Genomic DNA, 26,102 nt, shown 5'->3' on the forward strand with positions numbered 1-26,102 from the left:
GCCGGCGCGCGGACGCGCGCGCCCGGCGCAGGGGTGGGTCGGTCGCGCGGCGTGGGGAGGACCTGACCGGCGGCCGACCTCGTGGCCGGCGCGTGCTGGGAGTGGCCGGGGGCTCCGCCTCTCACCCCACAGGGGGGTGGCGGGCAGCGCGTGTGGCGCCGATGGGAGTGGTGACACTCCCTGAGGAGGCACCGTGCCCATCGGCCGCTGGCGGCGACCGGACCACGCCGCACCGCAACGCCTGCGCCGGCGCGCCACGCTCCGTGCGCGGGGGCGGCGCACCGCGCTCGCGGCCGCCGTACCACTCGGCCTGGTCGCCAGCACGTCCCTGGTCTGGCACTCCTCCCACGCCGCGTTCGTCGGCACGACCGACAGCCCCGGGAACAGCTGGGGGACCGGAGTCGTCCAGCTGAGCAGCGACCGCGGCGGCACCGCCCTGTTCACCACCGCCTCCGAGGGCCCCCTGGTGCCCGGCAGCTCCGGGTCCCGGTGCATCACCGTCACCTACACCGGCAACGTCGACACCGCTGACAGTGGCGTCCGCCTGCACGGGGCCCTGACGGCGGGTTCGTCCCCCGAACTCGCCGCCGCGCTCCAGGTCACGGTGGAGATGTCCACGACGGCCCTGGTCCCCGCACCCGACGCGGACTGCGCCGGCTTCGAGGCGGCACCGCTCAGGTACGCGACCACGGCCCTCGGTGCCTTCCCCACCGGCCATGCCACGGGCATCGGCGACGTGGACGGGGACACCGTGGGCGACTGGCGCCCGACTGCGACGGCCGAACGCTCGCGCACCTACCGGATCTCCTACAGCCTCCCGGCCGACTCCCACCCGACCAGCATCCAGGGCAAGCAGGTCGAGATGACCTTCACCTGGGAGGTCCGCAGCGACGACACCCCTGCCTGACGCCGCACACCGGCTCAAGACGTCACCCGATCGGCCGATGAGGCAGTGGACGTGGTCGCGAGCAACCGAGGAGGGGAGGAACCGATGCGGAGGCGCCGCGCGACGACCGCCGGTGGGAGCGCACACCGCCCCCGCCGCGCCGCGCTCGCCGGCCTCGCGGCCCTGCTCACCGCTGCCCTCGCCGTGTCCGGACCAGGGGAGGTCTGGGCCGCGTTCACCGGGACCACGGCCAGCACGGGGAACCAGCTGGCGACGGAGACCGTCTTCCCCGACTACCGCACCGCCGTCCAGAACAGCGGTCCGGTCGTGTACCACCCCTTCGACGACGCCTACGGCAGTTCCACCGCTGGTGCCCTCGCCGGCACCGCCGGCACGTACAACGGCGCCGCGACCGCCTCCAGCGCCAGCACCACGGCGATCGCGACCAGCGCGGGCGGGCCGCGGAAGGCCGTGCGGTTCCCCGCCGGCACCCACGCCGCGGCCGACGCCACCACCTCCCTCGACGGCGGAGCGGTGAACACGCTCAAGCTGACCCTGGAGGCGTGGGTGCGCACGGGACGCGGTGGAGCCGTGGTGAGCCTGCTCCCCGAGGGCTCCACCTCCGCCAGCGGCCGGCCTCAGCTGTACGTCAACGCCGCCGGCCAGGTCTGCGTCGGGCTGACCCTGGAGTCCCAGACCCTGCAGGAGGTGTGCGGCTACGACGCCTCGGACGCCAAGGCCTGGACCTCCGCCGACCAGGCCTCCCCCGCGTGGCACCACGTCGCCGCGGTGATCGACCCCACCGCACCGGCCGGCACCGTGCCGTGCGACTCCACCGGCACCCAGGTCGTCGTCTACGTCGACGGCGCGGTCGTCTACGACCGGGGGCTCTGCGCCACCTGGCCGCGGACCCTGGCCGGGCGCTGGCGGGTGGGCAGCGCACCGATCACCACCGACGTCATCGCGGCGACCGGGGAGATGGAGGGCCCGGCACCGGACACCTGGACCGGTGACGTCGACGAGGTCGCCGTCTACACCGGGGCGCTGAGCGCGGCCGAGATCGAGAAGCACCACGACGTCGGCAGGGGCACGGTCGCCGGCGACTACGCGGCGACGGTCAGGGCCGTCCCCTCCCTGCACCTGTACTGGCAGCTGGACGGCGTCCCCGGCCCCGGGTCCGGGCGGACCGTCGCCGACGCGTCCACCCACGCCCGTCACGGGACGCACCACGGCTATCCCGTCCTGCCGGCGGACGGGGCCCCCACCGGGACGTCGACCCCCGGGACCGCCGTCGGGCTCAGCGGCGTCAACGACGTCTCCACCGGCGCGGGTCGCACCACGCCGGCCGCGTTCTCCACGGAGGTGTGGTTCAGGTCCACCGGCGGCACGGGTCCGCTGGCGAGCTTCGGCTCCAGCCAGACGGGCACCTCGACGGTGCCGGACGTGGCGCTCTACCTGACCGCCGGTGGGAACCTGGCCTTCAGCATCCGCCCTCTCCAGCGGACCGTCGTCTCCACGCGGGACCACCGCGACGGCGTCTGGCACCTGGCGACCAGCACGATGAGCGCCGGCGGGCGCATGCGCCTGTACGTGGACGGCGTGCTGGTGGGGGAGGACGCGTCGTCCACGACGACCGGGACGTCCACGGGCTTCTGGCGCTGGGGCGGCGGTGGTGACTACAGCTCCTTCTCCCCCCAGCCCGGGGCGCCGTTCTTCACCGGCCGGCTGGACGAGGCGTCGGTGTACGACCGGGAGCTGTCGTCGGAGGACGTCGCGATCCACTGGGGCGCCCGCTTCTGAGCGATCCGCTCGGTGTCGGGAGCCTCCACGCCGTCACCCCCTCGATGTGCGGGGGATGGGGACGACACGTCGGTGCGCCGGTACGGGCACGGTGGCCGGCCCGCCGGCCCCTGTGCTCGGCCGTTGACGTGGCTCCCTCGGAGGGGCCTGCCACGGTGGGGTCGGTGGGCTCCGCTCAGGCGGGGCCGCGGGACAGCGCACCGCCGTCGAGCACCAGCGTCTGGCCGGTGACCCACCCGGCGCCGTCGCCGAGCAGGTAGGCCGCGGCCTCGCCGACGTCTTCGGGCTCGCCGAGCCGGCCCACCGGGTACTGCGCCGCGGCCTCGGCCTCCCGGCCCTCGTACAGGGCCCCGGCGAACCGGGTCCGGACCACCGCGGGGGCGACCGCGTTGACCCGCACCCGCGGGGCCAGCTCCACGGCCAGCTGGGTCACCAGGTTGACCAGCGCCGCCTTGCTCACCCCGTAGCCGCCGATCATCGGCGAGGCCTTGAGCGCGGCCACGGAGGCGACGACCAGCACCGAGCCGCCGTGCTCGGCCATCCACGCGCGCCACGCCTCCTGCACCAGGCCCAGCGTGCCCACGACGTTCGTGTCCAGGATCTTGCGGAAGCCGTCGAGCGGGAGGTCGACCAGCGGGCCGTGGACGGGGTTGATGCCGACGTTGCCGACCAGCACGTCGAGGCTGCCGAAGGCCTCCACGGCGGTGCGCACCGCCTCCGCGCGGTGCCCGGCGTCCCCCGCGTTGCTGGGGACCCCGACGGCCACCCCCGGGCCGCCGAGCGCGGTCACCGTCTCGGCCAGCGCGTCCGGCTTGCGGCCCGTGACGACGACGCGGGCGCCGCGCGCCACCAGGCTGCGCGCGATGGCCAGGCCGATGCCCCGGCTCGCGCCCGTGACCAGCGCCGTCCGCCCCTCGAAGGTGCCCACCGGTGTCCTCCCGCCGTCCGTGCCGCTGCCGCCGGACACCGTAGGTCCCGGGAGGGGTGAGCCACCCCACAGGGGGGAGGCGTTGCACGCGGCACGAACCGGTCACACACTCGCCTTCGGCGCGTCATCCGCGTGACACCTCCGGTCGCAGCGGGGCCCGCGCCGGCACCACCGCACGACGCACCACCGCACCACGCACCACCGCACGACCGCGACACCCGACGGGCTCCAACGGCGGAGCCCGCGACCACGAGTCCGGTACCCGCGAGGGACTGGAACGAGAGGTGCACCGATGCCTGCTGCCCGCAGGACGTCCCGCGCGGCCGGGCTGCCCCCCGCCGCGGCCGCCCCCGCCCGCCTGCGCGTCGGCATCGTCGGCGCCGGGCGCGTCGGCGCCGTCCTCGGCGCCGCCCTCACCGCCGCCGGCCACGACGTGGTCGCCGCCGCCGGCCTGTCCACCGCATCCGCCGAGCGCGCCGCCCGGCTGCTGCCCGGCGTCCCGCTGCTGCCCACCGACGAGGTCGTGGCCGCCGCGGACCTGGTGGTCCTCGCCGTCCCCGACGACAGCCTGGCCGGCCTCGTCTCCGGCCTGGCGGAGACCGGCGTCTGGCGCGCCGGCCAGCTGGCCTTCCACACCTCCGGGGCGCACGGCCTGGCCGTCCTCGCCCCGGCCGCGCGGGCCGGCGTCCTGCCGCTGGCCCTGCACCCGGCCATGACCCTGACCGGCACGCCCGAGGACGCCGACCGGCTCGCCGGGGCGCCCTTCGGGGTCACCAGCGCACCGGAGCACCGGCCGGTGGCCGAGACCCTGGTCCTGGAGATGGGCGGCGAGCCGTTCTTCGTCGCCGAGGCCGACCGCGGGCTCTACCACGCCGCGCTGGTGACCGGCGCCAACCACCTGGTCACGCTGGTCGCCGAGGCCGCGGACCTGCTGCGCACCGCGGGCGTCGCCGACCCCGGCCGGGTGCTGGCCCCGCTGCTCACCGCGGCCCTGGACAACGGGCTGCGCCGCGGCGACCGGGCGCTCACCGGCCCGGTCAGCCGTGGCGACGTCGGCACCGTGCGCCGCCACCTGGACACCCTCGCCGACCGGGCCCCGGACGCGGTCGCCGCCTACGTGGCGCTGGCCCACCGCACCACCGAGCGCGCGCTGGCCGCCGGCCGGCTCAGGCGGCACGAGGGCGCCCCGCTGCTGGACCTCCTGCACGAGGCCGCCGACACCGCGGGCTCCCGGTGAGCACCGTGCCGGTCGTCGCCGAGACCGTCGCCGAGTTGCGCGAGCTGGTCGCGGAGCTGCCCGGCCCGGTGGCGCTGGTGCCCACCATGGGCGCCCTGCACGCGGGGCACCGGGCGCTGGTCCGGGCCGCGCGGGAGCGGGCCGGTGGCGTCGTCGTGTCGGTGTTCGTCAACCCGACGCAGTTCGGTCCCGGTGAGGACTTCGACCGCTACCCCCGCACCTGGGACGCCGACCTGGCCGCGCTCGCCGACGAGGGCGCCGACGTGGTCTTCCACCCGCCGGCCGACGAGGTCTACCCGCCCGGCGCGGTCGGCGTGACCGTGCACCCCGGCCCGCTCGGCGACCTGCTGGAGGGCGCCGTCCGACCCGGGCACTTCACCGGCGTGCTCACCGTCGTCGCCAAGCTGCTCGGCCTGGTCCGCCCCGACGTCGCGCTGTTCGGGGAGAAGGACTACCAGCAGCTCACGCTCATCCGGGCCATGGCCCGCGAGCTGGCCCTCGGCGTGGAGGTCGCCGGCGTGCCGACGGTCCGCGAGGACGACGGCATGGCGCTGTCCTCCCGCAACCGCTACCTCGACCCCGCCCAGCGGGCCACCGCGGCCACGCTGTCCCGCGCGCTGCGCGCCGGCGCGGACGCCGGGCCGCGCGGTGGCGGCGCCGTCCTCGCCGCGGCCCGCGAGGTGCTGGGCACCGCCCCGGACCTGGTCCTCGACTACCTCGAGCTGACCGGCCCGGACCTCGGCCCCGCGCCGGCCACCGGCCCGGCCCGCCTGCTGCTCGCCGCCCGCGCCGGCGGCACCCGACTCATCGACAACACCGCCGTGACGCTGGAGGACCCGCGATGATGCGCACGATGCTCAAGTCCAAGATCCACCGGGCGACGGTCACCCAGGCCGACCTGCACTACGTCGGCTCGGTGACCATCGACGAGGACCTCCTGGACGCCGCGGACCTGATCCCCGGCGAGCAGGTCGCGATCGTCGACGTCACCAACGGTGCCCGGCTGGAGACCTACGTGATCCCCGGCGAGCGCGGCAGCGGCGTCATCGGCATCAACGGCGCCGCCGCCCACCTGGTGCACCCCGGCGACCTGGTCATCCTGATCAGCTACGGCCTGATGGACGAGACCGAGGCCAAGGCGTACATCCCCAAGGTCGTGCACGTCGACGGCGCCAACCGGGTGGTCGAGCTCGGCGGCGACCCCTCCGCGCCGGTCCCCGGGGCCCCGGGGCAGCGGCGCAGCGACCGCGGCGTCCCGGTCCGGTGACGGCGGTCGCGGCCGGGCCGGTCACCGGGCTCCCGCGGCGCCTGGCCGCGCCGTCGCCCGGCTGGGAGATCGCCGCCGACGTCTGCGTCGTGGGCTCCGGCGTGGCCGGGCTGTGCGTCGCCCTGCACGCGCGGGCGGCCGGGCTGTCGGTCGCCGTCGTCACCAAGGTGCGGGTGGACGACGGGTCGACCCGCTGGGCGCAGGGCGGCATCGCCGCCGTCCTCGACCCGGCCGACACCCCCGGGGCGCACGCCCGCGACACCGAGGTGGCCGGCGTCGGGCTGTGCGAGCCCGACGCCGTCTGGGTGCTCGTGCACGAGGGCCCCGGGCGGCTGCGCCAGCTCATCGACTGGGGCGCCGCCTTCGACCGCGACCCCACCGGCACGCTGCTGCTCACCCGGGAGGGCGGGCACTCCGCCGACCGGATCGTGCACGCCGGCGGCGACGCCACCGGATCGGAGGTGCAGCGCGCCCTCACCGACGCCGTCCGCGCCGACCCCGGCGTCACCCTCGTCGAGCACGCGATGGTGCTCGACCTGCTCACCGACGCCGCCGGCCGCGCCGCCGGGGTCACCCTGCACGTGCTGGGCGAGGGCACGGCGGACGGCGTGGGGGCGGTGCGCGCCCGCGCGGTGGTGCTCGCCACCGGCGGCATGGGGCAGGTGTACGCCGCGACCACCAACCCGCCGGTCTCCACCGGGGACGGCGTCGCGCTGGGCCTGCGCGCCGGCGCGGTCGCCACCGACCTGGAGTTCGTCCAGTTCCACCCCACCGCGCTGTACCTGGGCCCGGGCGCGCGCGGCCAGCAGCCGCTGGTCAGCGAGGCGCTGCGCGGCGAGGGGGCGGTGCTGCGCGACCGGGCGGGGGAGCGGTTCATGGTCGGGGCGCACCCGCTGGCCGAGCTCGCCCCCCGCGACGTGGTGGCCAAGGCGATCACCCGCGTGCAGCTGCGTGACGGCGTCGACCACGTGGAGCTCGACGCGCGCGCGGTGCCGGGGCTGGCGGCGCGCTTCCCGACCATCGTGGCCAGCTGCCGGGCGGCCGGCGTCGACCCGGTCACCGACCTGGTGCCGGTCACCCCGGCCGCGCACTACGCCTCCGGCGGTCTGGTCACCGACCTGGCCGGCCGGACGACGGTGCCCGGGCTGTATGCCTGCGGCGAGGTCGCCTGCACCGGCGTGCACGGGGCCAACCGGCTGGCGTCGAACTCGCTGCTCGAGGGGCTGGTGTTCGCCGCCCGCATCGGCGCCGAGCTGGCCGCGCAGCTGCCGCCGTCCGCCCCCGTGGTGGCCGCGGAGGCCGCACCGTCCGGGCTGCTCGACCCCGCCGGCCGCCGGGAGGTCACCGAGACCATGTCCGCCCGGGTGGGCGCGCTGCGCAGCGGCACCGGGCTGGCCGAGGCGACCGGCCGGCTGGCCGAGCTGGCCGCGGGGCTCGGCGGGGACGCCGCGCCCGGGGTGGCCGGCTGGGAGGCCACCGACCTGCTCACCGTCGCCAGCGCCCTGACCACCGCCGCCGCGGCCCGCGAGGAGACCCGGGGCTGCCACTGGCGCGAGGACCACCCCGGCGCCGAGGAGGCGTGGCGGGTGCACCTGGACCTGCGGCTGGACGCCGACGGTGCCCTGCAGGTGACCCGCCGCCCGGTGGGGGCGCCCGCCGTGCCGCCGTGGTGAGCGACCCGCGCTCGCTGGAGGGCACCGGGCTGGACGAGGCGTGGGTGACCGAGCTGGTCGAGCGGACCCTGGCCGAGGACCTCACCGGCGGAACCCCGCTGCCCGGCGCCCCCGACCTCGCCGTCGCCCACGACGTCACCAGCGCGGCCACCGTCCCGCCCGGGCAGCTCGGCACCGCCGACCTCGTCGCCCGTGCCGACGGCGTGCTCGCCGGCCTGCCGGTGGCCGCGCGGGTCCTGACCCGGCTGGCGCCCGGCGCCGCCCTGACCGCGGGCGCCGCAGACGGCGACCGGGTGGCCCGCGGTGACGTGCTGCTCACCGTGCGCGGGCCGGTGCGGGCGCTGCTGGCCGCCGAGCGCAGCGCGCTGAACATCGCCGGCCGGGCCAGCGGCATCGCCACGCTCACCCGCCGGTGGGTCGACGCGGTCGCGGGCACCGGCGCGGTCGTCCTCGACACCCGCAAGACCACCCCGGGCCTGCGCCCGCTGGAGAAGTACGCCGTGCGCTGCGGGGGCGGGTCCAACAAGCGCATGGGCCTCTACGACGTCGCCATGGTCAAGGACAACCACGTGGCCGCCGCCGGCTCGGTCGCCGCCGCGGTCGCCGCGGTGCGCGAGCGGGCGCCGCGGGTGACGGTGCAGGTGGAGGTGGACCTGCCGGCGCAGGCGGTCGAGGCGGTCGAGGCCGGCGCGGACTTCCTGCTCTGCGACAACATGCCCCCCGACGTGCTGCGCGAGGTGGTCGCCCTGGTCGCCGGCCGCGCCGAGCTGGAGGCCACCGGCGGGCTGACCCTCGACGTGGCCCGCGCGGTGGCCGAGACCGGCGTGGACTACCTGTCGGTCGGGGGGCTCACGCACTCCGCGCCGATCCTCGACCTCGCGCTCGACCTGCGGGCGGGCTGAGCGGTGTTGCTCACCGTCGACGTCGGCAACAGCCAGACCGTGCTGGCCACCTTCGACGGCGCGCGGCGGGTGGGCAGCTGGCGGGTGACGACGGCGGCCCGCGCCACCTCCGACGAGCTGCGGATGGTCTGGCGTGGGCTGCTGCGCGACACCGAGGTCACCGGGGTGGCGGCCTGCTCCACGGTGCCCGCGCTGCTGCCGGCCCTGCGCGCGCTGCTGGACTCCCTGGAGGTGCCGGTCGTCCTCGTCGGCCCCGGCGTGCGGACCGGCGTCCCGCTGCACGTGGACAACCCGCGCGAGGTGGGCGCCGACCGGGTGGTCACCGCGCTGGCCGCGCACGAGCTGTTCGGCCGCGCGCCCGACGGCCGCGGCCGGCCGGTCGTGGTGGTCGACTTCGGCACCTCGACCAACGTCGACGCGGTCGGCCCCGACGGGCAGTTCCTCGGCGGCGCGCTGGCACCCGGCGTGGAGGTCAGCCTGGAGGCGCTGGCGACCCGGGCGGCGCAGCTGCGCTCGGTGGAGCTGACCGTGCCGCCGCAGGCCATCGGCAAGAACACCGTCGCGGCCCTGCAGTCCGGCCTGGTGCTCGGCTTCGCCGGGCTGGTCGACGGGCTGGTCGGCCGGATCGCCGCCGAGCTGGTCGGGCAGTTCGGCGCCACCCCGGTGGTCGTGGCCACCGGGGGGCTGGCCCCGCTGGTGGCCGACAGCTGCCGGTCGATCGGCGCGCGGGAGCCCGACCTCACGGTGCACGGGCTGCGGCTGGCCTTCGAGCGCCAGCAGGCTCACGGTCACGCGCCCGCCCGGCGTCCCGGCTCCCCGTAGGCTCGCTGCCCGTGAGTGAGCAACCCCCCGGTCCGGCCGACGACGAGCTGCCCGAACAGCTGCGGGTGCGCCGGGCGAAGCTGGACCGGATGCGCGACGCCGGCATCGACCCCTACCCGGTCGCCGTGCCGCGCACGACCACGCTGGCCGCGGTGCGGGAGAGGCACCCCGACCTGGAGCCGGACACGCTGACGGGGGAGCGGGTCGGCGTCACGGGGCGGGTCATCTTCGTGCGCAACACCGGCAAGCTGTGCTTCGCGACGCTGCGGGAGGGCGACGCCGAGCTGCAGGTGATGCTCTCCCTGGACCGGGTCGGCGCCGACGCCCTCGGCGCGTGGAAGTCCGACGTCGACCTCGGCGACCACGTCTTCGTCGAGGGCGAGGTCGGGACGTCGCGCCGCGGGGAGCTGTCGGTCTTCGCCGACTCCTGGCGGATGGCCGCCAAGGCGCTGCGGCCGCTGCCGGTGGCGCACAAGCCGATGAGCGAGGAACTGCGGGTGCGCCGCCGCTACGTCGACCTCATCGTGCGCGACGAGGCCCGGCGCACCGTGCGCCAGCGCGCGACCGTCATGTCCACGCTGCGGTCGTCGATGGCCGCGCGCGGTTTCCTCGAGGTCGAGACACCGATGTTGCAGACGGTCCACGGCGGGGCCGCGGCCCGGCCGTTCCGCACGCACATGAACGCATTCGACCTCGACCTGTACCTGCGCATCGCGCCGGAGCTGTTCCTGAAGCGCTGCATCGTCGGCGGCCTGGACCGGGTCTTCGAGATCAACCGGAACTTCCGCAACGAGGGGGCCGACAGCACGCACTCGCCGGAGTTCGCGATGCTGGAGGCCTATCAGGCCCACGCCGACTACCAGGTGATGGCCACCCTCACCCGGGAGCTGACGCAGGAGTGCTGCGCCGCGGTGTTCGGCGACCACGTGGCGCGGCACAACGACGGCACCGAGGTCGACCTGTCGGGGGAGTGGCGGCAGGTGCCGCTGTACGCGGCGGTCTCCGAGGCCGTCGGCGAGGAGGTCACCCCGGAGACGCCCGTGGCGGCCCTGCGGGCACTCGCCGAGCGGCACGACGTGGGCGTGGACCCGGCCTGGCTGCCGGGCAAGGTGGTCGAGGAGCTGTTCGAGGCGCTGGTGCAGGACACGCTGCAGGAGCCCACCTTCGTCGTCGACTACCCCCTGGACACCTCGCCGCTGACCCGCGCGCACCGGTCGCAGTCCGGGCTGGCCGAGAAGTGGGACCTCTACGTCGCCGGCGTGGAGCGGGCCACGGCCTACTCCGAGCTGGTCGACCCGGTGGCGCAGCGCGAGCGCCTGGTCGGGCAGGCCCGCCTGGCCGCCCAGGGCGACCCGGAGGCGATGGCGTTCGACGAGGACTTCCTCGAGGCGCTGGAGTACGGGATGCCGCCCACCGGTGGCATGGGGATGGGCATGGACCGGTTGATGATGACGCTCACCGGCTCGGGCATCCGGGAGACGATCCTCTTCCCGTTGGTGCGGCCGCTCCCCACCTGAACGGGGCGGTCCTCTTTCACCCCATTGTGCGGATGCGTGCCTGTTCTTTCCGGGAATGGTCTATGGTCGTGTCCGGCAGAAGAGTCGATCCCGATCCGGGCGAAATCGTCCCCGGACCGAGCGAGCAGTGTGGGAGTGGAGCAGGCGAATGGCGCGCAAGGTGCAGGTCATCCTCAGTGACGACCTCGACGAGGACGTGCCCGCGGACGAGACGGTGAGTTTCTCGCTCGACGGCACCAGCTACGAGATCGACCTGTCGGAGAAGAACGCGCAGGAATTGCGAGACACGTTCTCCCGGTACGTCCAGGCCGCCCGCAAGGTCGGTCGCGGCGGCGGCGGCCGGGCGTCCGGCGGCGGCCGGTCGCGGGCCACCGGCGGCGGTGGCCGCATGGACCGTGAGCAGGCCGGCGCGATCCGCGACTGGGCGCGCAAGAACGGCCACGCGGTCAGCGACCGCGGGCGCATCCCGAGCAGCGTCGTCGAGGCCTACGAGGCCGCGCACTAGGAGGACCCCCTCGCCCCCCGCCGCTCGCAGGCTCGCGGCGGGCCCCTGCGAGGGGGCCGTTCCAGCACGGCGCCGCGGCTCGGCACCTCGACGAGGTGCCGGGCCGCTGTCATCCGGTCACCCGGCGTCACCGGCGGTCGGGCAGGGACCTTCGACCCTGGGGGGTTCCGGACGGTGCGGTGACGGTCGGGGCATGAGCCAGGACGCGGCCGAGACCACCGCCCGTCACGACCCGGCGCCCGCCGCGGGCGTCGCCGCACCGCGACCCCTCACGCCGGCCGCGGTGCAGGGGCCGTGGCAGGCGGCGGGACGGCGCCGGGTGGCCGCCTCCGGCCGGGACCGCTGGACCGCCGGCGTGGACGCCGTGGCCCCCCGGTCGCCCTGGGGCGGCACCGCGCCCAGCCGGCTGCACGCCGTCGGCGACGAGGGGCTCGTCGCCGGCCGGGCGCTGTGCCTGGCGCCGGTCACCCTGCTCGACCCGGCCCTGTGGTCGTGGCCGGACGACGGGGACCACGACGGGCCGCTGTGCTGGGTCTGCCTGGCCCTGACCCGCTGACGCCCGTCTGCTCTGGGCGTAACCGCCGCGGAACACCGGTCCGCCACCATCGGTTGGACCGGACAGCTCCCTCCTCCGCACCGGCCGCGTGCCGACGGAGGGACGGAGACCGCGACTACAGTGGAAAGACCGGTGCCCCGCGCGCCGACGGACGTCGGGTGCTCCTCCCCACCAGGGGAGGGCAGCGCCGGACCAGCCGGTCAGAGGAGAAGCAGCAGATGTTCGAACGGTTCACCGACCGAGCCCGCCGCGTGGTCGTCCTGGCCCAGGAAGAGGCCCGGATGCTCAACCACAACTACATCGGCACCGAGCACATCCTCCTGGGCCTGATCCACGAGGGTGAGGGTGTCGCCGCCAAGGCGCTCGAGTCCCTCGGCATCTCGCTGGAGGGCGTCCGCCAGCAGGTGGAGGAGATCATCGGCCAGGGCCAGCAGGCGCCCTCCGGCCACATCCCCTTCACGCCGCGCGCCAAGAAGGTGCTGGAGCTGTCCCTGCGCGAGGCGCTGCAGCTCGGCCACAACTACATCGGCACCGAGCACATCCTGCTCGGCCTGATCCGCGAGGGCGAGGGCGTCGCCGCCCAGGTCCTGGTGAAGCTGGGCGCCGACCTCAACCGCGTCCGCCAGCAGGTCATCCAGCTGCTGTCCGGCTACCAGGGCAAGGAGCCGGCCGCCGCCGGCGGCCCGGCCGAGGGCACCCCGTCGACCTCGCTCGTGCTCGACCAGTTCGGCCGCAACCTGACGCAGGCCGCCCGCGACTCCAAGCTCGACCCGGTCATCGGGCGGGCCAAGGAGATCGAGCGGGTCATGCAGGTCCTGTCGCGGCGGACCAAGAACAACCCCGTCCTCATCGGCGAGCCCGGCGTCGGCAAGACCGCCGTCGTCGAGGGCCTGGCCCAGGCGATCGTCAAGGGCGAGGTCCCCGAGACGCTGAAGGACAAGCAGCTCTACACCCTCGACCTGGGCGCGCTGGTCGCCGGTTCCCGCTACCGCGGTGACTTCGAGGAACGGCTCAAGAAGGTGCTCAAGGAGATCCGCACCCGCGGCGACATCATCCTGTTCATCGACGAGATCCACACCCTCGTCGGGGCGGGTGCCGCGGAGGGCGCGATCGACGCCGCCAGCATCCTCAAGCCGATGCTGGCCCGCGGCGAGCTGCAGACCATCGGCGCCACCACGCTCGACGAGTACCGCAAGCACCTGGAGAAGGACGCCGCCCTCGAGCGGCGCTTCCAGCCCATCCAGGTCGGCGAGCCGACGCTCACCCACACCATCGAGATCCTCAAGGGCCTGCGGGACCGCTACGAGGCACACCACCGGATCAGCATCACCGACGGCGCGCTCGTGGCCGCTGCGACGCTGGCCGACCGGTACATCTCCGACCGCTTCCTGCCGGACAAGGCGATCGACCTGATCGACGAGGCCGGCGCCCGGATGCGGATCAAGCGGATGACCGCGCCGCCGGACCTGCGCGAGTTCGACGACCGGATCGCGGCCATCCGCCGCGAGAAGGAGTCCGCCATCGACGCGCAGGACTTCGAGAAGGCCGCGTCGCTGCGCGACAAGGAGAAGCAGCTCCTGGGCGAGAAGGCCGAGCGCGAGAAGCAGTGGAAGGCTGGCGACATGGACGTCGTCGCCGAGGTCGACGACGAGCAGATCGCCGAGGTGCTGGCCAACTGGACCGGCATCCCCGTCTTCAAGCTCACCGAGGAGGAGACCACCCGCCTCCTGCGCATGGAGCAGGAGCTCCACAAGCGGATCATCGGCCAGGAAGAGGCCATCAAGAGCGTCAGCCAGGCGATCCGGCGGACGCGGGCGGGCCTCAAGGACCCGCGCCGTCCCGGCGGCTCGTTCATCTTCGCCGGCCCCTCCGGTGTCGGGAAGACCGAGCTGGCCAAGGCGCTCGCGCAGTTCCTCTTCGGCGAGGACGACGCGCTGATCCAGATCGACATGGGCGAGTTCCACGACCGGTTCACCGTGTCGCGGCTGGTCGGTGCCCCTCCCGGCTACGTCGGCTACGACGAGGGTGGCCAGCTGACCGAGAAGGTGCGGCGCAAGCCGTTCTCGGTGGTCCTCTTCGACGAGATCGAGAAGGCGCACGCGGACGTGTTCAACACGCTCCTGCAGGTGCTGGAGGACGGCCGGCTCACCGACGGTCAGGGCCGGATCGTGGACTTCAAGAACACGATCCTCATCCTCACGACCAACCTCGGGACGCGGGACATCTCCAAGGCCGTGGGTCTGGGCTTCCAGGTCGGCAACGACACCCAGTCGAACTACGAGCGGATGAAGCTCAAGGTCAACGAGGAGCTCAAGCAGCACTTCCGGCCGGAGTTCCTCAACCGCATCGACGACATCGTGGTGTTCCACCAGCTGACCGAGGACGAGATCATCGAGATCGTCGACCTCATGGCCGCCCGGGTGGAGAGCCAGCTGGCCAACAAGGACATGGCCCTGGAGATCACCCCCGCGGCGAAGAAGCTGCTGGCACAGCGCGGGTTCGACCCGGTGCTGGGCGCCCGGCCGCTGCGCCGGACGATCCAGCGGGAGATCGAGGACGCCCTGAGCGAGAAGATCCTCTACGGCGAGCTGACCGCCGGTCAGATCATCGTGGTGGACGTCGAGGGCGAGGGCGCCGACGCGAGGTTCACCTTCCGCGGCGAGGCCAAGCCGATCGACCTCCCCGACACCCCGCCGGTCGCCCTGTCCGGCGGCGAGGAGGAGCCTCCGGCCCAGGCCGAGTGAGCTCCTGCAGGAGGACCGGAGGGGCCGTCTCCCGCGAGGGGGGCGGCCCCTCCGGCGTCTCCGGGCCCGCTGACCGCGGCGGCCGGGGTCAGGCGGGCAGCCGGAAGCGGCCGTCCGCGGTCTGCTCGACCAGCCCGTCGGCCAGCAGCGAGTCCAGGCAGCGGGAGCGCTGGACGGCGTCGTCCCACGCGCCGTCCAGCGCGGGCGCCGCCACGGGCCCCTCGGCGGCGCGCAGGACGTCCAGCAGCCGCCCCCGCACCTGCCGGTCCGTGCCGGCGAACCGCTGCACCCGGCGGGGCGGGCCGTCGGCCGCCGGGGAGCCGGCCAGCCGCCACGCACAGCGGTCCCGGACGGGGCAGGCCCCGCAGCGCGGCGTCCGCGCCACGCACACCAGCGCGCCGAGCTCCATGACCGCGACCGAGAACCGCACCGCGCGCGCCGGGTCCGCGGGAGCGAGCTCCGCGACGTCGGTGAGATCGGCGGCTCTCGCGGGCGCGGCGTCGGCCCGGCCGTGCACCAGCCGGGCCACCACCCGCCGCACGTTGGTGTCGACCACCGGCTGCGGCTGCCCGTGGCCGAAGCAGGCGACGGCGCGGGCGGTGTAGGTGCCGACACCCGGCAGCGCCTCCAGCGCGGCCACGTCCGCGGGGACGGCGCCGCCGTGCCGCTCGGTCAGGGCGACAGCGGTCTCCCGCAGCCGCAGCGCCCGCCGCGGGTAGCCGAGCTTGCCCCAGGCGCGGATGACCTCGGCCGGGGACGCCGCGGCCAGGGCCGCCGGGGTGGGCCAGCGGGCCACCCACTCCCGCCACACCGGCTCGACGCGGGCCACCGGCGTCTGCTGCAGCATCACCTCGCTGACCAGCACCGCCCACGGGTCGGTGTCCGGGCGGCGCCACGGCAGGTCGCGGGCGGCGCGGGCGAACCAGTCGACGAGGGTGTCGCCGACGGTGTCGGGCGACGGCGGGAGGGCGCGGGCCGGGCTGTCCACGAGGTCCCAGTGTGCCGCCAACGGGGGACGGCGTGCCGCCGCGGACCGGTCCGCGGGCGCGCACTACCGTTCTCGGCGTGCTGCGCCCGGTCGGCCCCCTGCCCGCGGCGGTCTACTGGCGGCGGCGGCTGCTGGTCCTGCTGCTGGTCGTGGCGGTCCTGGGCGGCGGGGGGTGGCTGCTGGTGGCCGCGCTCGGCGGGACCCCGGGGCGGGCGGCGACGGCCACCGCCGCGGCGACGCCGCAGGCCGCCGCCACCGGGCCGCCGGCACTGGAACGGGTGCTGCCCTCGGTGGCCGGCGTGCGGACGCCCACCCCGGCGCCCGAGCCGCCCGCCGAGCCGGCGCCCGCGCCGACGCAGACCCCCGGGGGGCCCTGCTCGGACGACTCGATCGAGCTGGAGGTGCGCGGCCCTGCCGGCGCGCCGGCCGGCAGCAAGCCGACGTTCGAGCTCGTGGTCACCAACGTCTCGCCGGTGCCGTGCGTGCGGGTCCTCGACGAGCGCCTGCAGGAGGTGCTGATGCTGGACGCGGCCGGCCGGCGGGTGTGGGGCAGCAACGACTGCTTCCCCGGGGACGGCACCGAGACCCGCACCCTGGCGCCGGGGGAGTCGGTGACCGCCGCGCTGGTGTGGGGCGGCCGGACCAGCGAGCCGTCGTGCACCACACCCCGGACCACGCCGCAGCCGGGCGACTACCTGCTGCGCGGCCGGCTGGACACCGAGGTGAGCCCCGACGTGCCCTTCACGATCTCCTGAGCCGGCCCTCCTGCAGGGTCCCGCCGCGGGCTTGCGAGCGGTGGGGGGCAGTGGAAGGACCCCGTCCTCCGCAACCTCGCGAGCTCGGGTTGGGGCCCTGGACAGGGCCGTTCAGCTGTAGCGGTCGAGGATCGAGGTCTCGGCCAGCCGGGAGAGGCCCTCCCGGATGCCGCGGGCCCGCGCCTCGCCGACGCCCTCGACGGCCAGCAGGTCCTCGATGGTGGCGGCGAGCAGCTTCTGCAGCCCGCCGAAGTGGTCGACCAGCCGGTCGATGATGCTCGCGGGCAGCCGCGGGACGCGGGCCAGCAGGCGGTAGCCGCGCGGGCTGACGGGGGAGTCCAGGGCGTCGGCGGACGTCGGCAGCCCGTAGCAGCGGGCCACCGCGGACAGGTCGAGCAGCTCGGTGGCTGACAGCGCGCGCAGGTCGGCGAGGACCTCCTCGATGCCCCGCGGCCGGCGCAGCCCCGAGGGCAGGTAGTCGCGCACGAGCAGCGCGCGGTCCTCCTCGACGCCGGCGAGCATCTCGTCGAGCTGCAGCGCCAGCAGCCGGCCGTCGGTGCCCAGCTCGACGACGAAGCCCTCGATCTCGTCGGCGATGCGGCGGACCATCTCCAGCCGCTGGCTGACGCTCATGGCGTCGCGGACGGTGACGAGGTCCTCGATCTCCAGTGCCGACAGCGTGCTGGCCACCTCGTCCAGGCGCAGCTTGTACCGCTCCAGGGCGGCCAGGGCCTGGTTGGCGCGGGCCAGGATGGTGGTCGGGTGCTCCAGCGTGTAGCGCCGCCCGGCGACGTAGACGCTGATGATGAGCATCGACTGGCTGACCGAGATCACCGGGAAGCCGCTCTGGATGGCGACCCGCTCGGCGGTGCGGTGCCGGGTGCCGGACTCCTCGGTGGGCACGGTGGGGTCGGGCATCAGGTGGACGCCGGCCCGCACGATCCGCGTGCCGTCGTAGGACACGATCACCGCGCCGTCCATCTTGGCCAGCTCCCGCAGCCGGGTGGCCGACAGCGCGACGTCGAGGGCGAAGCCGCCGGTGCAGATGGACTCGACCACCCGGTCGTACCCGAGCACGATGAGCGCACCGGTCCGCCCGGCCAGGATGCGCTCCAGGCCGTCCCGCAGTGCCGTACCCGGTGCGATGCGGCCGAGCAGTTCGCGGAGCGCGACCTCGGAGTCCACAGCGGGGGGCACGAGCGCTCCTGACGTTCGACGTGGTGGCGGCTGAGTCTACGTGGCGCGGGGCGTGCCGGCGGTCGCCGGTGAGCCACCGCTGCCGGATCGAGACGGGTGGGCCTCAGAACAGGCGGGCGAAGGCGGCCCCGAGGTCGGGCACCTCGACCAGCCGCATGCCCCGGGGTGCGCTGCCGGCGTCCTCGGGGACGAACGCGACCTTGTAGCCCTGCCGGGCCGCCTCGGCCAGCCGCCGGCCGGTGCCGCCGACGCGGCGGATCTCCCCGGACAGGCCGACCTCGCCCACCGCGACCAGGCCGCGGGGGAGGGGGACGTCCTTGGCCGCCGACGCGATGGCCAGCGCCAGCGCGAGGTCGGCGGCGGGCTCCGCGATGCGCACCCCGCCCACGGAGGCGGCGAAGACGTCGGCGTCGGCGAGCTTGACCCGGCCGCGCCGCTCCACCACGGCGTTGACCATGGCGACGCGCTGGGAGTCCAGGCCGCTGACCGCCCGGCGGGGCGAGCCACCGCCGCCGGTGCCCGCGACGAGGGCCTGCACCTCGGCCAGCAGCGGCCGGCTGCCCTCCAGCGTGACGGTGACGCAGCTGCCGGGGACCGGTGCGCTGCGCCGGGACACGAACAGCGACGAGGGGTCGGGGACGCCGACGACCCCGGTGTCGCCGATCTCGAAGCAGCCGATCTCGTCGGCCGGGCCGAACCGGTTCTTCATCGCCCGCACCAGCCGCAGCGTCGAGTGCCGCTCCCCGTCGAAGGAGACCACCACGTCGACGAGGTGCTCCAGCGTGCGCGGCCCGGCGATGGCGCCGTCCTTGGTGACGTGGCCGACCAGGATGGTGGTCATCCCCCGGCTCTTGGCGACGGCGGTGAGCGCGCTGGCCACCGCCCGCACCTGGGTGGACCCGCCGTCGGTGCCCTCGACCGCGGGGGAGCGCACCGTCTGCACGCTGTCGAGCACCAGCAGGGAGGGCGCGACGTCCTCGACGTGGGCGAGGACGGCGGACAGCTCGGTCTCCGCGGCCAGGTACAGCTGGTCGTGCAGGGCGCCGATGCGCTCGGCGCGCAGCCGCACCTGGGCCGCGGACTCCTCGCCGGAGACCACGAGGGCCGGGCCGTTCGTGGCGGCCACCCGGTGGGCGACCTCGAGCAGCAGCGTGGACTTGCCGACGCCCGGCTCGCCGGCGACCAGCAGCACCGCGCCGGGCACCAGGCCGCCGCCGAGGACGCGGTCGAACTCGTCGATGCCGGTGGGCACCGCACGGGCGGCGGCCAGCTCCACCTGGGCGATGGGCACCGCCGGTGCGGTCACCGGCCCGGCGGCCACGGCCCGCAGCGGCGAGGCGGGGGTGCCGACCTCCTGCAGGGTGCCCCAGGCCTGGCACTCGGGGCACCGGCCGACCCACTTGGCCGAGGCGTGGCCGCACTCGGTGCAGCGGTGGGCGGGGCGGGTGGACCTCACTCCGGCAGGTGGCACACCGCGACGCTAACCGCCGGGGGTGACGATCCCGGGGACGGCGCGGGGACGCGGGGTCCTTCTCTAGTCGCCGTCGCCCCCGCCGGCCTCGGCCTCCCGCTCGCGGGCGACGTCCTCGGCGCCGTCGGTGCCGCTCTCCTCGCCCTCCTCGTGGTGGAAGTCGAAGGGCTCCTCGCGCGGCAGCACCCGGGCGGGCGTGTTGACCAGCGCCTGCACGGTGATCTCACCGGCGCGCTCGAAGGTCAGGGTGGCCTCGATGCTCTGGCCGGCGGTCAGCTCCTCGGCCAGGCCGACCACCTCGACCGTCGCGCCGCTGGTGCCGCCGAGGAAGACCGTGGACTGCGCCGGGACGGGGATGTCGACCTCCGAGCTGGCCGTCGGCGTGGCCGGGGCGGTCGGGGTGGCGGGGGTGGTCGGCGCCGGGAGCGCGCCGGGGGACGGCGTCGCCGCGGGGTCCGTCGGCGCCGGGGCCGGCACGGGCGTGGTGGGCGCGGCCACCGGCTCGGCGGACGGCGAGCCCGGGACGGCGGGGACGGCGGTGGTCTGCCCGGACACCACGACGCCCTCGAAGGCCTCGCCCTCGATGGACACCAGCCGGTCGGGCTCGTTGTCGGTGTTGACGATCGCCATCTCCAGCTCGGCGTCCTCGCCCTCCTCGTACACCCCGTCCTGCGGGTAGGCGAGGGTGATCGCGCGCAGCTCGACGTCGCCCACCGCGGCCTGCGGGCCGACCTTGTCCCGGTTCTGGGTGGCCGTCTGGGCGACCTGGCCGGCGCTGCACGCGGTGAGCGCGACCGGGCTGAGCAGCAGGGCGCCCATCGTGGCAGCGCGCAGTGCGCGGTTCACAGCCGTCGACCTCCAGGGGGACGTGCCGGCCACCGCACGTCGATGGCCCGAGTCGCGTCGAGCCTAACTCCCGCCCCAGGATGGGCGCCGGGAGGTGAGGGAGTGCCGCACGAGCCGCGCACGCCGAGGCGGCCGGGGGAGGACCCCGCGCTGGCCGCCTTCCCCGCCCGCGCACCGGGCACCCGGCGCTGGTGCTTCGCCGACCAGCTCGGCCCGCACTTCCTCGACGGCCCCGACCAGCCGGTGCTGCTCGTCGAGTCGAAGGCGGTCTTCGCCCGCCGCCGCTTCCACCGCCAGAAGGCCCACCTGGTGCTGTCGGCGCTGCGGCACCGGGCCGCCGAGCTGGGCGAGCAGGCCGAGCTGCACCGGGTGCACGGCTACGCCGAGGCGCTGGACCGGGTGCGGGAGGCGGTGAGCGTGTGCGCGCCCACCACCTGGAGCAGCCGCGACTACGTGCTGCGCCGTCCCGGCCTCACCGTCCTGGCCGCCCGGGGGTTCGTGGCCACCCAGGAGGAGTTCGCCGGCTGGGCCGCCGGACGGGGCCGCCAGCGGCTGCTCATGGAGGACTTCTACCGGCACAACCGCCGCCGGCACGACGTGCTCATGGACGGCGCCGAGCCGGTCGGCGGGCGCTGGAACCTCGACCACGACAACCGCGAGCCGCCGCCCCGGGACGGGCGGATCGGGGTCCCGGAGCCGTGGTGGCCGGAGGAGGACGAGATCGACGCGCAGGTGCGCGCCGACCTCGACCGCTGGGCGGCCGACGGCGAGGTCGCGTTCGTGGGGGACGACGGCCCGCGGCTGTTCCCGGTGACCCGCGCAGAGGCGCTGCACCGGCTGCGCGACTTCCTGGACACCCGGCTGGGCGCGTTCGGGCCGCACGAGGACGCGATGCTGGCCGGCGAGCGGTGGATGGCCCACTCGCTGCTGTCGCCGGCGCTGAACCTCGGCCTGCTGGACCCGGTCGAGGTGGTGCAGGCGGCCGAGCAGCGCTACCGCGACTCGGTGGCGACGGGCGACCCGCTGCCGCTGAACAGCGTGGAGGGGTTCGTCCGCCAGGTGATGGGCTGGCGGGACTACATCTGGCACACCTACTGGCACTTCGGCCGCGACTTCCGGCACGGCAACGCGCTGGCCGCGCACGAGGCGGTGCCGGACTGGCTGGCCGACCTCGACGACGGCGCCGTGGACGCGGCCTGCATGTCCGACGTCCTCGGCGACCTGCGGCGGGACGGCTGGGTGCACCACATCCCGCGGCTGATGGTGCTCGGCAACTACGCGCTGCAGCGCGGCATCGACCCGCTGGCGATGACCGACTGGTTCCACCGCAACTTCGTCGACGGCTACGACTGGGTGATGGTCGCCAACGTCGTCGGCATGAGCCAGCACGCCGACGGCGGCCTGCTGGCCACCAAGCCCTACGCCTCCGGCGGGGCCTACATCGACCGGATGAGCGACTACTGCCGCGGCTGCCGCTACGACCCGCGCAAGCGGCTGGGCGAGGACGCCTGCCCCTTCACCGCCGGCTACTGGGCCTTCCTCGAGCGCAACCGGGAGCGGCTGGCGCCCAACCCGCGGATGCGCCGCGCGCTGCAGGGCCTCGACCGGCTCAAGGGCCTGGAGGAGGTCGTCGAGCAGGAGCGGCTGCGCGGCACCGGGGCGATCTAGCCGCACCCGTCCGGGTGACCGGGGTGCGGTGCGCCCCCGCACCTGCCGATCCCAGGGACGACGGGATCGCGGGCGGAGGTGCGGGATGCGGACGGGACCGGCCTTCGACGACGTCCTGGCCGCGGCGCAGGCCGGCGCGCCGTGGGCCTTCGAGGTGCTCTACCGGGACCTGTCGCCCGCGGTGACCGGCTACCTTCGCCTGCACGGCGCGGCCGAGCCCGACGACCTCGCCAGCGAGACCTTCATCGGCGTCCTGACCGGCCTCCCGGCCTTCCGCGGCGGCGAGGAGGCCCTGCGCGCCTGGGTCTTCACCATCGCCCACCGGCGGCTGGTCGACGACTGGCGCCGCCGCGGCCGGCGCCCGCAGCTGACCGACGACGACACGCTGCTCGCGGAGCACCGCGGCGGCGACGTCGAGGACGACGTCCTCGCGCGGGTGGGCACCGCGGAGGTGGACCGGCTCTGCGCCGGCCTGCCGACCGACCAGCGGGCCGTCCTGCTGCTGCGCATCCTCGCCGACCTCACGGTCGAGCAGGTCGCGGAGGTGCTCGGCAGGTCCGTGGGCTCGGTGAAGGCCCTGCAGCGACGGGGACTGCGCACCCTGCGGACCGCCCTCGACGCGACCTCACCCGGAGGGGTGGGGGTCGGCGCGCACCCTTCTGCGGCCCTCCGGCGATGACAGGGACGAGATGACCACTCCAGCAGACGCCGCCGCCGACGAGCGGGCCTTCGCGGCCTGTCTCGCCGGCCGTCCCGTGCCCGAGGGCGCGGCCGGCCTGGCCGCGTTCACCGACGCGGTCCGGGCGAGCGCCACGGCGCCCGGGCGGCCGAACGCGGCGCTGGCAGGACTGCTGGTGACCGGTCTCCTCGTCCCCACCCAGGAACCGTCCCGCGGGACGGCCGGGCGACCCGCCCGGACCTCACGGAAGAGGCCCCAGATGCTCATCACCACCCTCGTCGCCAAGCTCGCGGCCGCCGGTGCCGTCGCCAAGGCCGCCGCCGGCGCAGGAGTCGTCGCCGTCGCGCTCACCGGCACCGCGACCACCGTCGTCCTGACCACCCCCGAGGAGCCGGCGCCCGCCGTCGTGCAGACGACGCCGGAGACGCCGGACCCGACGACGGAGACGCCGGACCCGACGGACCCGACGACGGAGACGCCGGACCCGACGACGGAGACGCCGGAGACGCCGGAGACGCCGGAGACGCCGGAGACGCCGGAGACGCCGGAGCCTCCCGCCACCGGGGACACCGGCACCGGCGACCCCGCCGCGGCGCGGACGCAGACGGAGTGGGCCGACGGGCCGGCGGCCGGGGAGTCGCACGGGTCCTGGGTCAGCGAGGGCGCCCAGCAGGGCTGGGTGGACGGCGGGACGGTCAGCCGGGAGGCCCGGGAGCGCAACGAGCAGCGGCGGGCCGAGCGCGCCGCCCCCGAGCCGGTCGACGAGCCGGTCGACGAGCCGGCCGCTGACGAGCCGGCCGCTGACGAGCCGGTCACCGCGCAGCAGGGCGAGGGCAACGACAAGGGCAACGGGAAGGGCAACGGGAAGGGCAACGGCAAGAGCGGGCGGTGACCTGCCGCGGGGCCGCGGTCAGGTGACCGCGGCCCCGCCGGCCAGCAGCAGCGCCACGTCGAGGACGGTCAGCAGCATGACCGCGGGGAAGGCCGCCCGGCGGAAGCGCGCCGTCCCCGCCAGGGCCGCGACGGCGACGGCCGGCACGGCCAGCGCGAGCACCGCCCAGCCGGCCGCGGACGGCGCCCCCTCGGGGCCGGCCACCAGCACCAGGGACGCCGCGCCGAGCAGCACCGCGCAGCCGACGGCCGAGCCCCGGGCACCGATCCGGTGCGGCAGTCCGCGGACCCCGGTGGCCAGGTCGTCCTCCAGGTCGGGAGCGGCGTTGGCCAGGTGCGCGGCGGCGCCGAGCGCGGCACCGGCGGTGACCAGCCACCACGGCGCGGCCGGAGCGCCCGGCGCGGCGGCGACCACCCCGGCCGGCAGCGCCCCGAAGCCGGTCGCGTAGGGGAGCACGGAGGCTGCCGTCCGCTTGAGCCCGGCGTTGTACGCCCAGCCACTGGCGACCAGGACGAGCAGCAGCAGCCCCGGCACGGGGCCGAGCAGCAGGGACAGCACGACGGCCGCGGCGGCCGACCCGGCGGCCAGCGTGCGCAGCAGGTCCGGGGTGACCGCGCCCTGCGCGACCGGCTTGTCGGCCCGGGCCACCGTGCGGTCGCGGTCGGCGTCCAGCCAGTCGTTGCTCCAGCCGATCGACACCTGCCCGGCGAGGACGGCCACCGCGAGCAGGACCACCCGACCCGGCGGGACGCCCGCGGCGACCGCGAGCAGGGCGGCCGTCGTGGTGACCGCGACCGTCGGGCCGGCGTGCGTGGCCACCACCAGCGCGCGCAGCGGGGGCGCGGTCCGTCGGCCCGGGGCGTGCACCACGCGGCGACCCTAAGCGGACCGGGGCCGGACGCCGCGGCAACTGTTCACCCGAACCGGTGAACGCGCCTCGGGTGGACGACGTATGCCCGGACGCCGCAGCCCGCCCGGGCACCGCGGCCGCCCAGCACCTGGAGGAACCATGCGCACCACCCTTCGCAGGACGACCCTCGTCGTGGCAGCCGCGCTGCTGACCGGGGCGGTGGCCGCCCCGGCGACCGCCACCGCGACCGACGGCTACCGCGGCGGCGACGACAGCAGCCGCTCGGACGACCGCGGCAACGGCGGCGACCGGCTCCGCGCGGTCGGCCTGGGCCAGGACGGCCGCACGCTGGTCTCCTTCCGCACCTCCGACGCCCGCGACGCGCGGCAGGTGGGCCAGGTGCAGCTCGAGGGCGACACCCGCCTGGTCGGCATCGACTACCGCGTGCAGAACGGCGAGCTGTACGGCGTCGGCGAGAAGGGCGGCATCTACGTGCTCGACGCCGGCAAGGCCGACGCGACCAAGGTCGGCCGGCTCAGCGTGGCGCTGGCGGGGACGTACTTCGGCGTCGACTTCAACCCCGCGGCCAACGCCCTGCGGATCACCAGCGACACCGGCCAGAACCTGCGCCAGCCCTTCGCGGGGGCGGCGAACCCGGACGCGCCCAACGGCGCGACCGTCGTGGACGGCCGGCTGACCAATCCCGTGCCCCCGCCCGGGACGGGCACCACGCCGGCGACCGGCATCAGCGGCTCGGCGTACACGAACAACGACCTGGACGCCGACACCGGGACGGTGCTGTACGACGTCGACACCGCCCTGGACCGGCTGGACATCCAGTCGCCGGCCAACGCCGGCACGCTCGCCCCGGTGGGGCAGCTCGGCGTCGACGCCGGGCCGGACGCCGGCTTCGACATCTACAGCACCGTGCGCGACGGGCGCTCGGTCGCCGTGCAGGGCTTCGCGACCCTGACCGTGGGCGGCGAGAGCCGGCTCTACTCGGTCAACCTGGCCACCGGCGAGGCCGCCGACCGCGGCACCTTCCGGATGCCGGTCACCGACCTCGCCATCGGGCTGAACCAGCTCTGAGCGCCGGCACCGGGCCCGCGCCGGACTCCTCCGGCGCGGGCCCGGTGCGCCGGGCCCGCGCCGTCCCCGGCGGGTCGTCCGACGCGTGGCCGCCGGGCACCTGACCTGCGGGGACGCCTCCCGCACCCACCCCGGTCCGGCCGCCCCGCCGGTGGCGCGGAGGGCGGACCGGGAGGTGCGACGCCCCGCCCGCACGCACATCGACCGGGCTCCTGTCAACCCCTCGCAGCGACTCCACCGGGCCGCTGACCTGCGCGTTTACGGATCCAGGGGGTCCCGTTCGCCGGGCTGCCGTGGTAGCCTGTGGACAGCGAAAGGGGTCACACACACATGGGCTTCACTGTCGGCGAGACCGTTGTCTACCCGCACCACGGAGCCGCTCTCATCGAGGCGATCGAGACGCGGACCATCAAGGGTGAAGAGAGGGCCTACCTCGTGCTGAAGGTCGCCCAGGGCGACCTCACCGTGCGCGTGCCGGCCGACAACGCAGAGATCGTCGGCGTCCGGGACGTCGTCGGTCAGGACGGACTGAACCGGGTCTTCGAGGTGCTGCGCGCCCCGCACACCGAGGAGCCGACCAACTGGTCGCGCCGCTACAAGGCCAACCTCGAGAAGCTCGCCTCCGGCGACGTCAACAAGGTCGCCGAGGTCGTCCGTGACCTGTGGCGCCGCGACAAGGACCGCGGGCTGTCCGCCGGCGAGAAGCGCATGCTGTCCAAGGCGCGTCAGATCCTGGTCAGCGAGCTCGCCCTCGCGGAGGGCACCAACGAGGACAAGGCCGAGGTCCTCCTCGACGAGGTCCTCGCCAGCTGAGCTCGCCCCCCGAGCTC

At 75.8% G+C, this 26,102-nt stretch carries 24 protein-coding genes; 18 read left to right on the forward strand and 6 right to left on the reverse strand.

Annotated features, from left to right (window positions below):
* The first annotated feature begins 193 nt into the window (after positions 1-193).
* Complete coding sequence (locus tag CHB98_RS13800) at positions 194-907, forward strand: hypothetical protein (RefSeq protein ID WP_089306180.1); 714 nt, start codon at positions 194-196, stop codon at positions 905-907.
* Positions 908-991: 84 nt separating this feature from the next.
* The gene (locus CHB98_RS13805) at positions 992-2,686 is read left to right on the forward strand and encodes a LamG domain-containing protein (RefSeq protein ID WP_089306181.1); all 1,695 of its coding nucleotides are present in this window, start codon (positions 992-994) and stop codon (positions 2,684-2,686) included.
* Between the two features lie 175 nt (positions 2,687-2,861).
* On the opposite strand, the gene CHB98_RS13810 is transcribed toward CHB98_RS13805, so the two are convergent.
* Positions 2,862-3,614, reverse strand: a complete 753-nt coding sequence (locus tag CHB98_RS13810) for an SDR family oxidoreductase (protein ID WP_089306182.1) — start codon at positions 3,612-3,614, stop codon at positions 2,862-2,864.
* Positions 3,615-3,906: 292 nt separating this feature from the next.
* Here CHB98_RS13810 and CHB98_RS13815 point away from each other — a divergent pair, with 292 nt between their 5' ends.
* From CHB98_RS13815 to CHB98_RS13860, 10 genes are all read left to right on the forward strand, one after another.
* Complete coding sequence (locus CHB98_RS13815; RefSeq protein ID WP_089306183.1) at positions 3,907-4,851, forward strand: Rossmann-like and DUF2520 domain-containing protein; 945 nt, start codon at positions 3,907-3,909, stop codon at positions 4,849-4,851.
* Positions 4,848-5,696: a pantoate--beta-alanine ligase gene (gene panC / locus CHB98_RS13820; RefSeq protein ID WP_089306184.1), complete on the forward strand. Its 849-nt coding sequence runs from the start codon at positions 4,848-4,850 to the stop codon at positions 5,694-5,696. Before CHB98_RS13815 ends, panC begins: the two co-directional genes overlap by 4 nt.
* Complete coding sequence (panD, locus tag CHB98_RS13825; RefSeq protein WP_089306185.1) at positions 5,693-6,118, forward strand: aspartate 1-decarboxylase; 426 nt, start codon at positions 5,693-5,695, stop codon at positions 6,116-6,118. Before panC ends, panD begins: the two co-directional genes overlap by 4 nt.
* The gene (locus CHB98_RS13830) at positions 6,115-7,791 is read left to right on the forward strand and encodes an L-aspartate oxidase (protein WP_089306186.1); all 1,677 of its coding nucleotides are present in this window, start codon (positions 6,115-6,117) and stop codon (positions 7,789-7,791) included. Before panD ends, CHB98_RS13830 begins: the two co-directional genes overlap by 4 nt.
* On the forward strand, positions 7,785-8,693 hold the full coding sequence (gene nadC / locus CHB98_RS13835) for a carboxylating nicotinate-nucleotide diphosphorylase (RefSeq protein ID WP_218822366.1): 909 nt from the start codon (positions 7,785-7,787) through the stop codon (positions 8,691-8,693). Before CHB98_RS13830 ends, nadC begins: the two co-directional genes overlap by 7 nt.
* A gap of 3 nt (positions 8,694-8,696) precedes the next feature.
* Positions 8,697-9,515, forward strand: a complete 819-nt coding sequence (locus tag CHB98_RS13840) for a type III pantothenate kinase (RefSeq protein WP_089306187.1) — start codon at positions 8,697-8,699, stop codon at positions 9,513-9,515.
* Positions 9,516-9,526: 11 nt separating this feature from the next.
* Positions 9,527-11,032, forward strand: a complete 1,506-nt coding sequence (gene lysS / locus CHB98_RS13845; RefSeq protein ID WP_089306188.1) for a lysine--tRNA ligase — start codon at positions 9,527-9,529, stop codon at positions 11,030-11,032.
* 148 nt (positions 11,033-11,180) lie between these two features.
* The gene (locus CHB98_RS13850) at positions 11,181-11,537 is read left to right on the forward strand and encodes a histone-like nucleoid-structuring protein Lsr2 (RefSeq protein WP_089306189.1); all 357 of its coding nucleotides are present in this window, start codon (positions 11,181-11,183) and stop codon (positions 11,535-11,537) included.
* 193 nt (positions 11,538-11,730) lie between these two features.
* Positions 11,731-12,093, forward strand: coding sequence for a hypothetical protein (locus tag CHB98_RS22435; RefSeq protein ID WP_245821150.1), 363 nt, complete (start codon positions 11,731-11,733; stop codon positions 12,091-12,093).
* A 218-nt stretch (positions 12,094-12,311) separates the two neighbouring features.
* Positions 12,312-14,837 carry an ATP-dependent Clp protease ATP-binding subunit gene (locus CHB98_RS13860; RefSeq protein ID WP_089306190.1) on the forward strand — a complete coding sequence of 842 codons (2,526 nt, stop codon included), beginning with the start codon at positions 12,312-12,314 and terminating at the stop codon, positions 14,835-14,837.
* A gap of 88 nt (positions 14,838-14,925) precedes the next feature.
* On the opposite strand, the gene CHB98_RS13865 is transcribed toward CHB98_RS13860, so the two are convergent.
* Entirely contained in the window at positions 14,926-15,825 is a 900-nt protein-coding gene (locus tag CHB98_RS13865; protein ID WP_089306191.1) for an HhH-GPD family protein, read from the reverse strand.
* Positions 15,826-15,902: 77 nt separating this feature from the next.
* On the opposite strand from CHB98_RS13865, the gene CHB98_RS13870 reads away from it, so the two are divergent.
* Entirely contained in the window at positions 15,903-16,580 is a 678-nt protein-coding gene (locus tag CHB98_RS13870; RefSeq protein WP_089306192.1) for a MucR family transcriptional regulator, read from the forward strand.
* 111 nt (positions 16,581-16,691) lie between these two features.
* Here the strand turns inward: CHB98_RS13870 and disA are convergent, their stop codons facing one another.
* The 3 genes from disA to CHB98_RS13885 form a co-directional block, all read right to left on the reverse strand.
* Positions 16,692-17,777 (reverse strand): DNA integrity scanning diadenylate cyclase DisA, encoded by a 1,086-nt coding sequence (gene disA / locus CHB98_RS13875; RefSeq protein WP_089306193.1) that lies wholly within the window; start codon positions 17,775-17,777, stop codon positions 16,692-16,694.
* 103 nt (positions 17,778-17,880) lie between these two features.
* Entirely contained in the window at positions 17,881-19,233 is a 1,353-nt protein-coding gene (radA, locus tag CHB98_RS13880; protein ID WP_245821151.1) for a DNA repair protein RadA, read from the reverse strand.
* A gap of 78 nt (positions 19,234-19,311) precedes the next feature.
* Positions 19,312-20,094, reverse strand: coding sequence for a copper chaperone PCu(A)C domain-containing protein (locus CHB98_RS13885; protein ID WP_143425086.1), 783 nt, complete (start codon positions 20,092-20,094; stop codon positions 19,312-19,314).
* 102 nt (positions 20,095-20,196) lie between these two features.
* Between CHB98_RS13885 and CHB98_RS13890 the strand changes: the two genes are divergently transcribed.
* The 3 genes from CHB98_RS13890 to CHB98_RS21685 all read left to right on the forward strand — a co-directional run bounded on the left by CHB98_RS13890 (position 20,197) and on the right by CHB98_RS21685 (position 23,333).
* On the forward strand, positions 20,197-21,762 hold the full coding sequence (locus tag CHB98_RS13890; protein WP_218822367.1) for a cryptochrome/photolyase family protein: 1,566 nt from the start codon (positions 20,197-20,199) through the stop codon (positions 21,760-21,762).
* A gap of 85 nt (positions 21,763-21,847) precedes the next feature.
* A complete protein-coding gene (locus tag CHB98_RS13895) occupies positions 21,848-22,441 on the forward strand; it encodes an RNA polymerase sigma factor (RefSeq protein WP_089306196.1) in 594 nt (197 codons plus the stop codon).
* Positions 22,442-22,451: 10 nt separating this feature from the next.
* Positions 22,452-23,333: a hypothetical protein gene (locus CHB98_RS21685; protein WP_179224501.1), complete on the forward strand. Its 882-nt coding sequence runs from the start codon at positions 22,452-22,454 to the stop codon at positions 23,331-23,333.
* A gap of 18 nt (positions 23,334-23,351) precedes the next feature.
* On the opposite strand, the gene CHB98_RS13910 is transcribed toward CHB98_RS21685, so the two are convergent.
* Positions 23,352-24,203: a UbiA family prenyltransferase gene (locus CHB98_RS13910; RefSeq protein WP_245821152.1), complete on the reverse strand. Its 852-nt coding sequence runs from the start codon at positions 24,201-24,203 to the stop codon at positions 23,352-23,354.
* Positions 24,204-24,342: 139 nt separating this feature from the next.
* Here CHB98_RS13910 and CHB98_RS13915 point away from each other — a divergent pair, with 139 nt between their 5' ends.
* Positions 24,343-25,272, forward strand: coding sequence for a DUF4394 domain-containing protein (locus tag CHB98_RS13915; protein WP_089306199.1), 930 nt, complete (start codon positions 24,343-24,345; stop codon positions 25,270-25,272).
* 330 nt (positions 25,273-25,602) lie between these two features.
* Positions 25,603-26,085, forward strand: a complete 483-nt coding sequence (locus CHB98_RS13920) for a CarD family transcriptional regulator (RefSeq protein ID WP_089306200.1) — start codon at positions 25,603-25,605, stop codon at positions 26,083-26,085.
* Positions 26,086-26,102 lie beyond the last annotated feature (17 nt).

Origin of the sequence: Geodermatophilus pulveris (genome assembly GCF_900188375.1) — a bacterium.
GTDB lineage: Bacteria > Actinomycetota > Actinomycetes > Mycobacteriales > Geodermatophilaceae > Geodermatophilus > Geodermatophilus pulveris.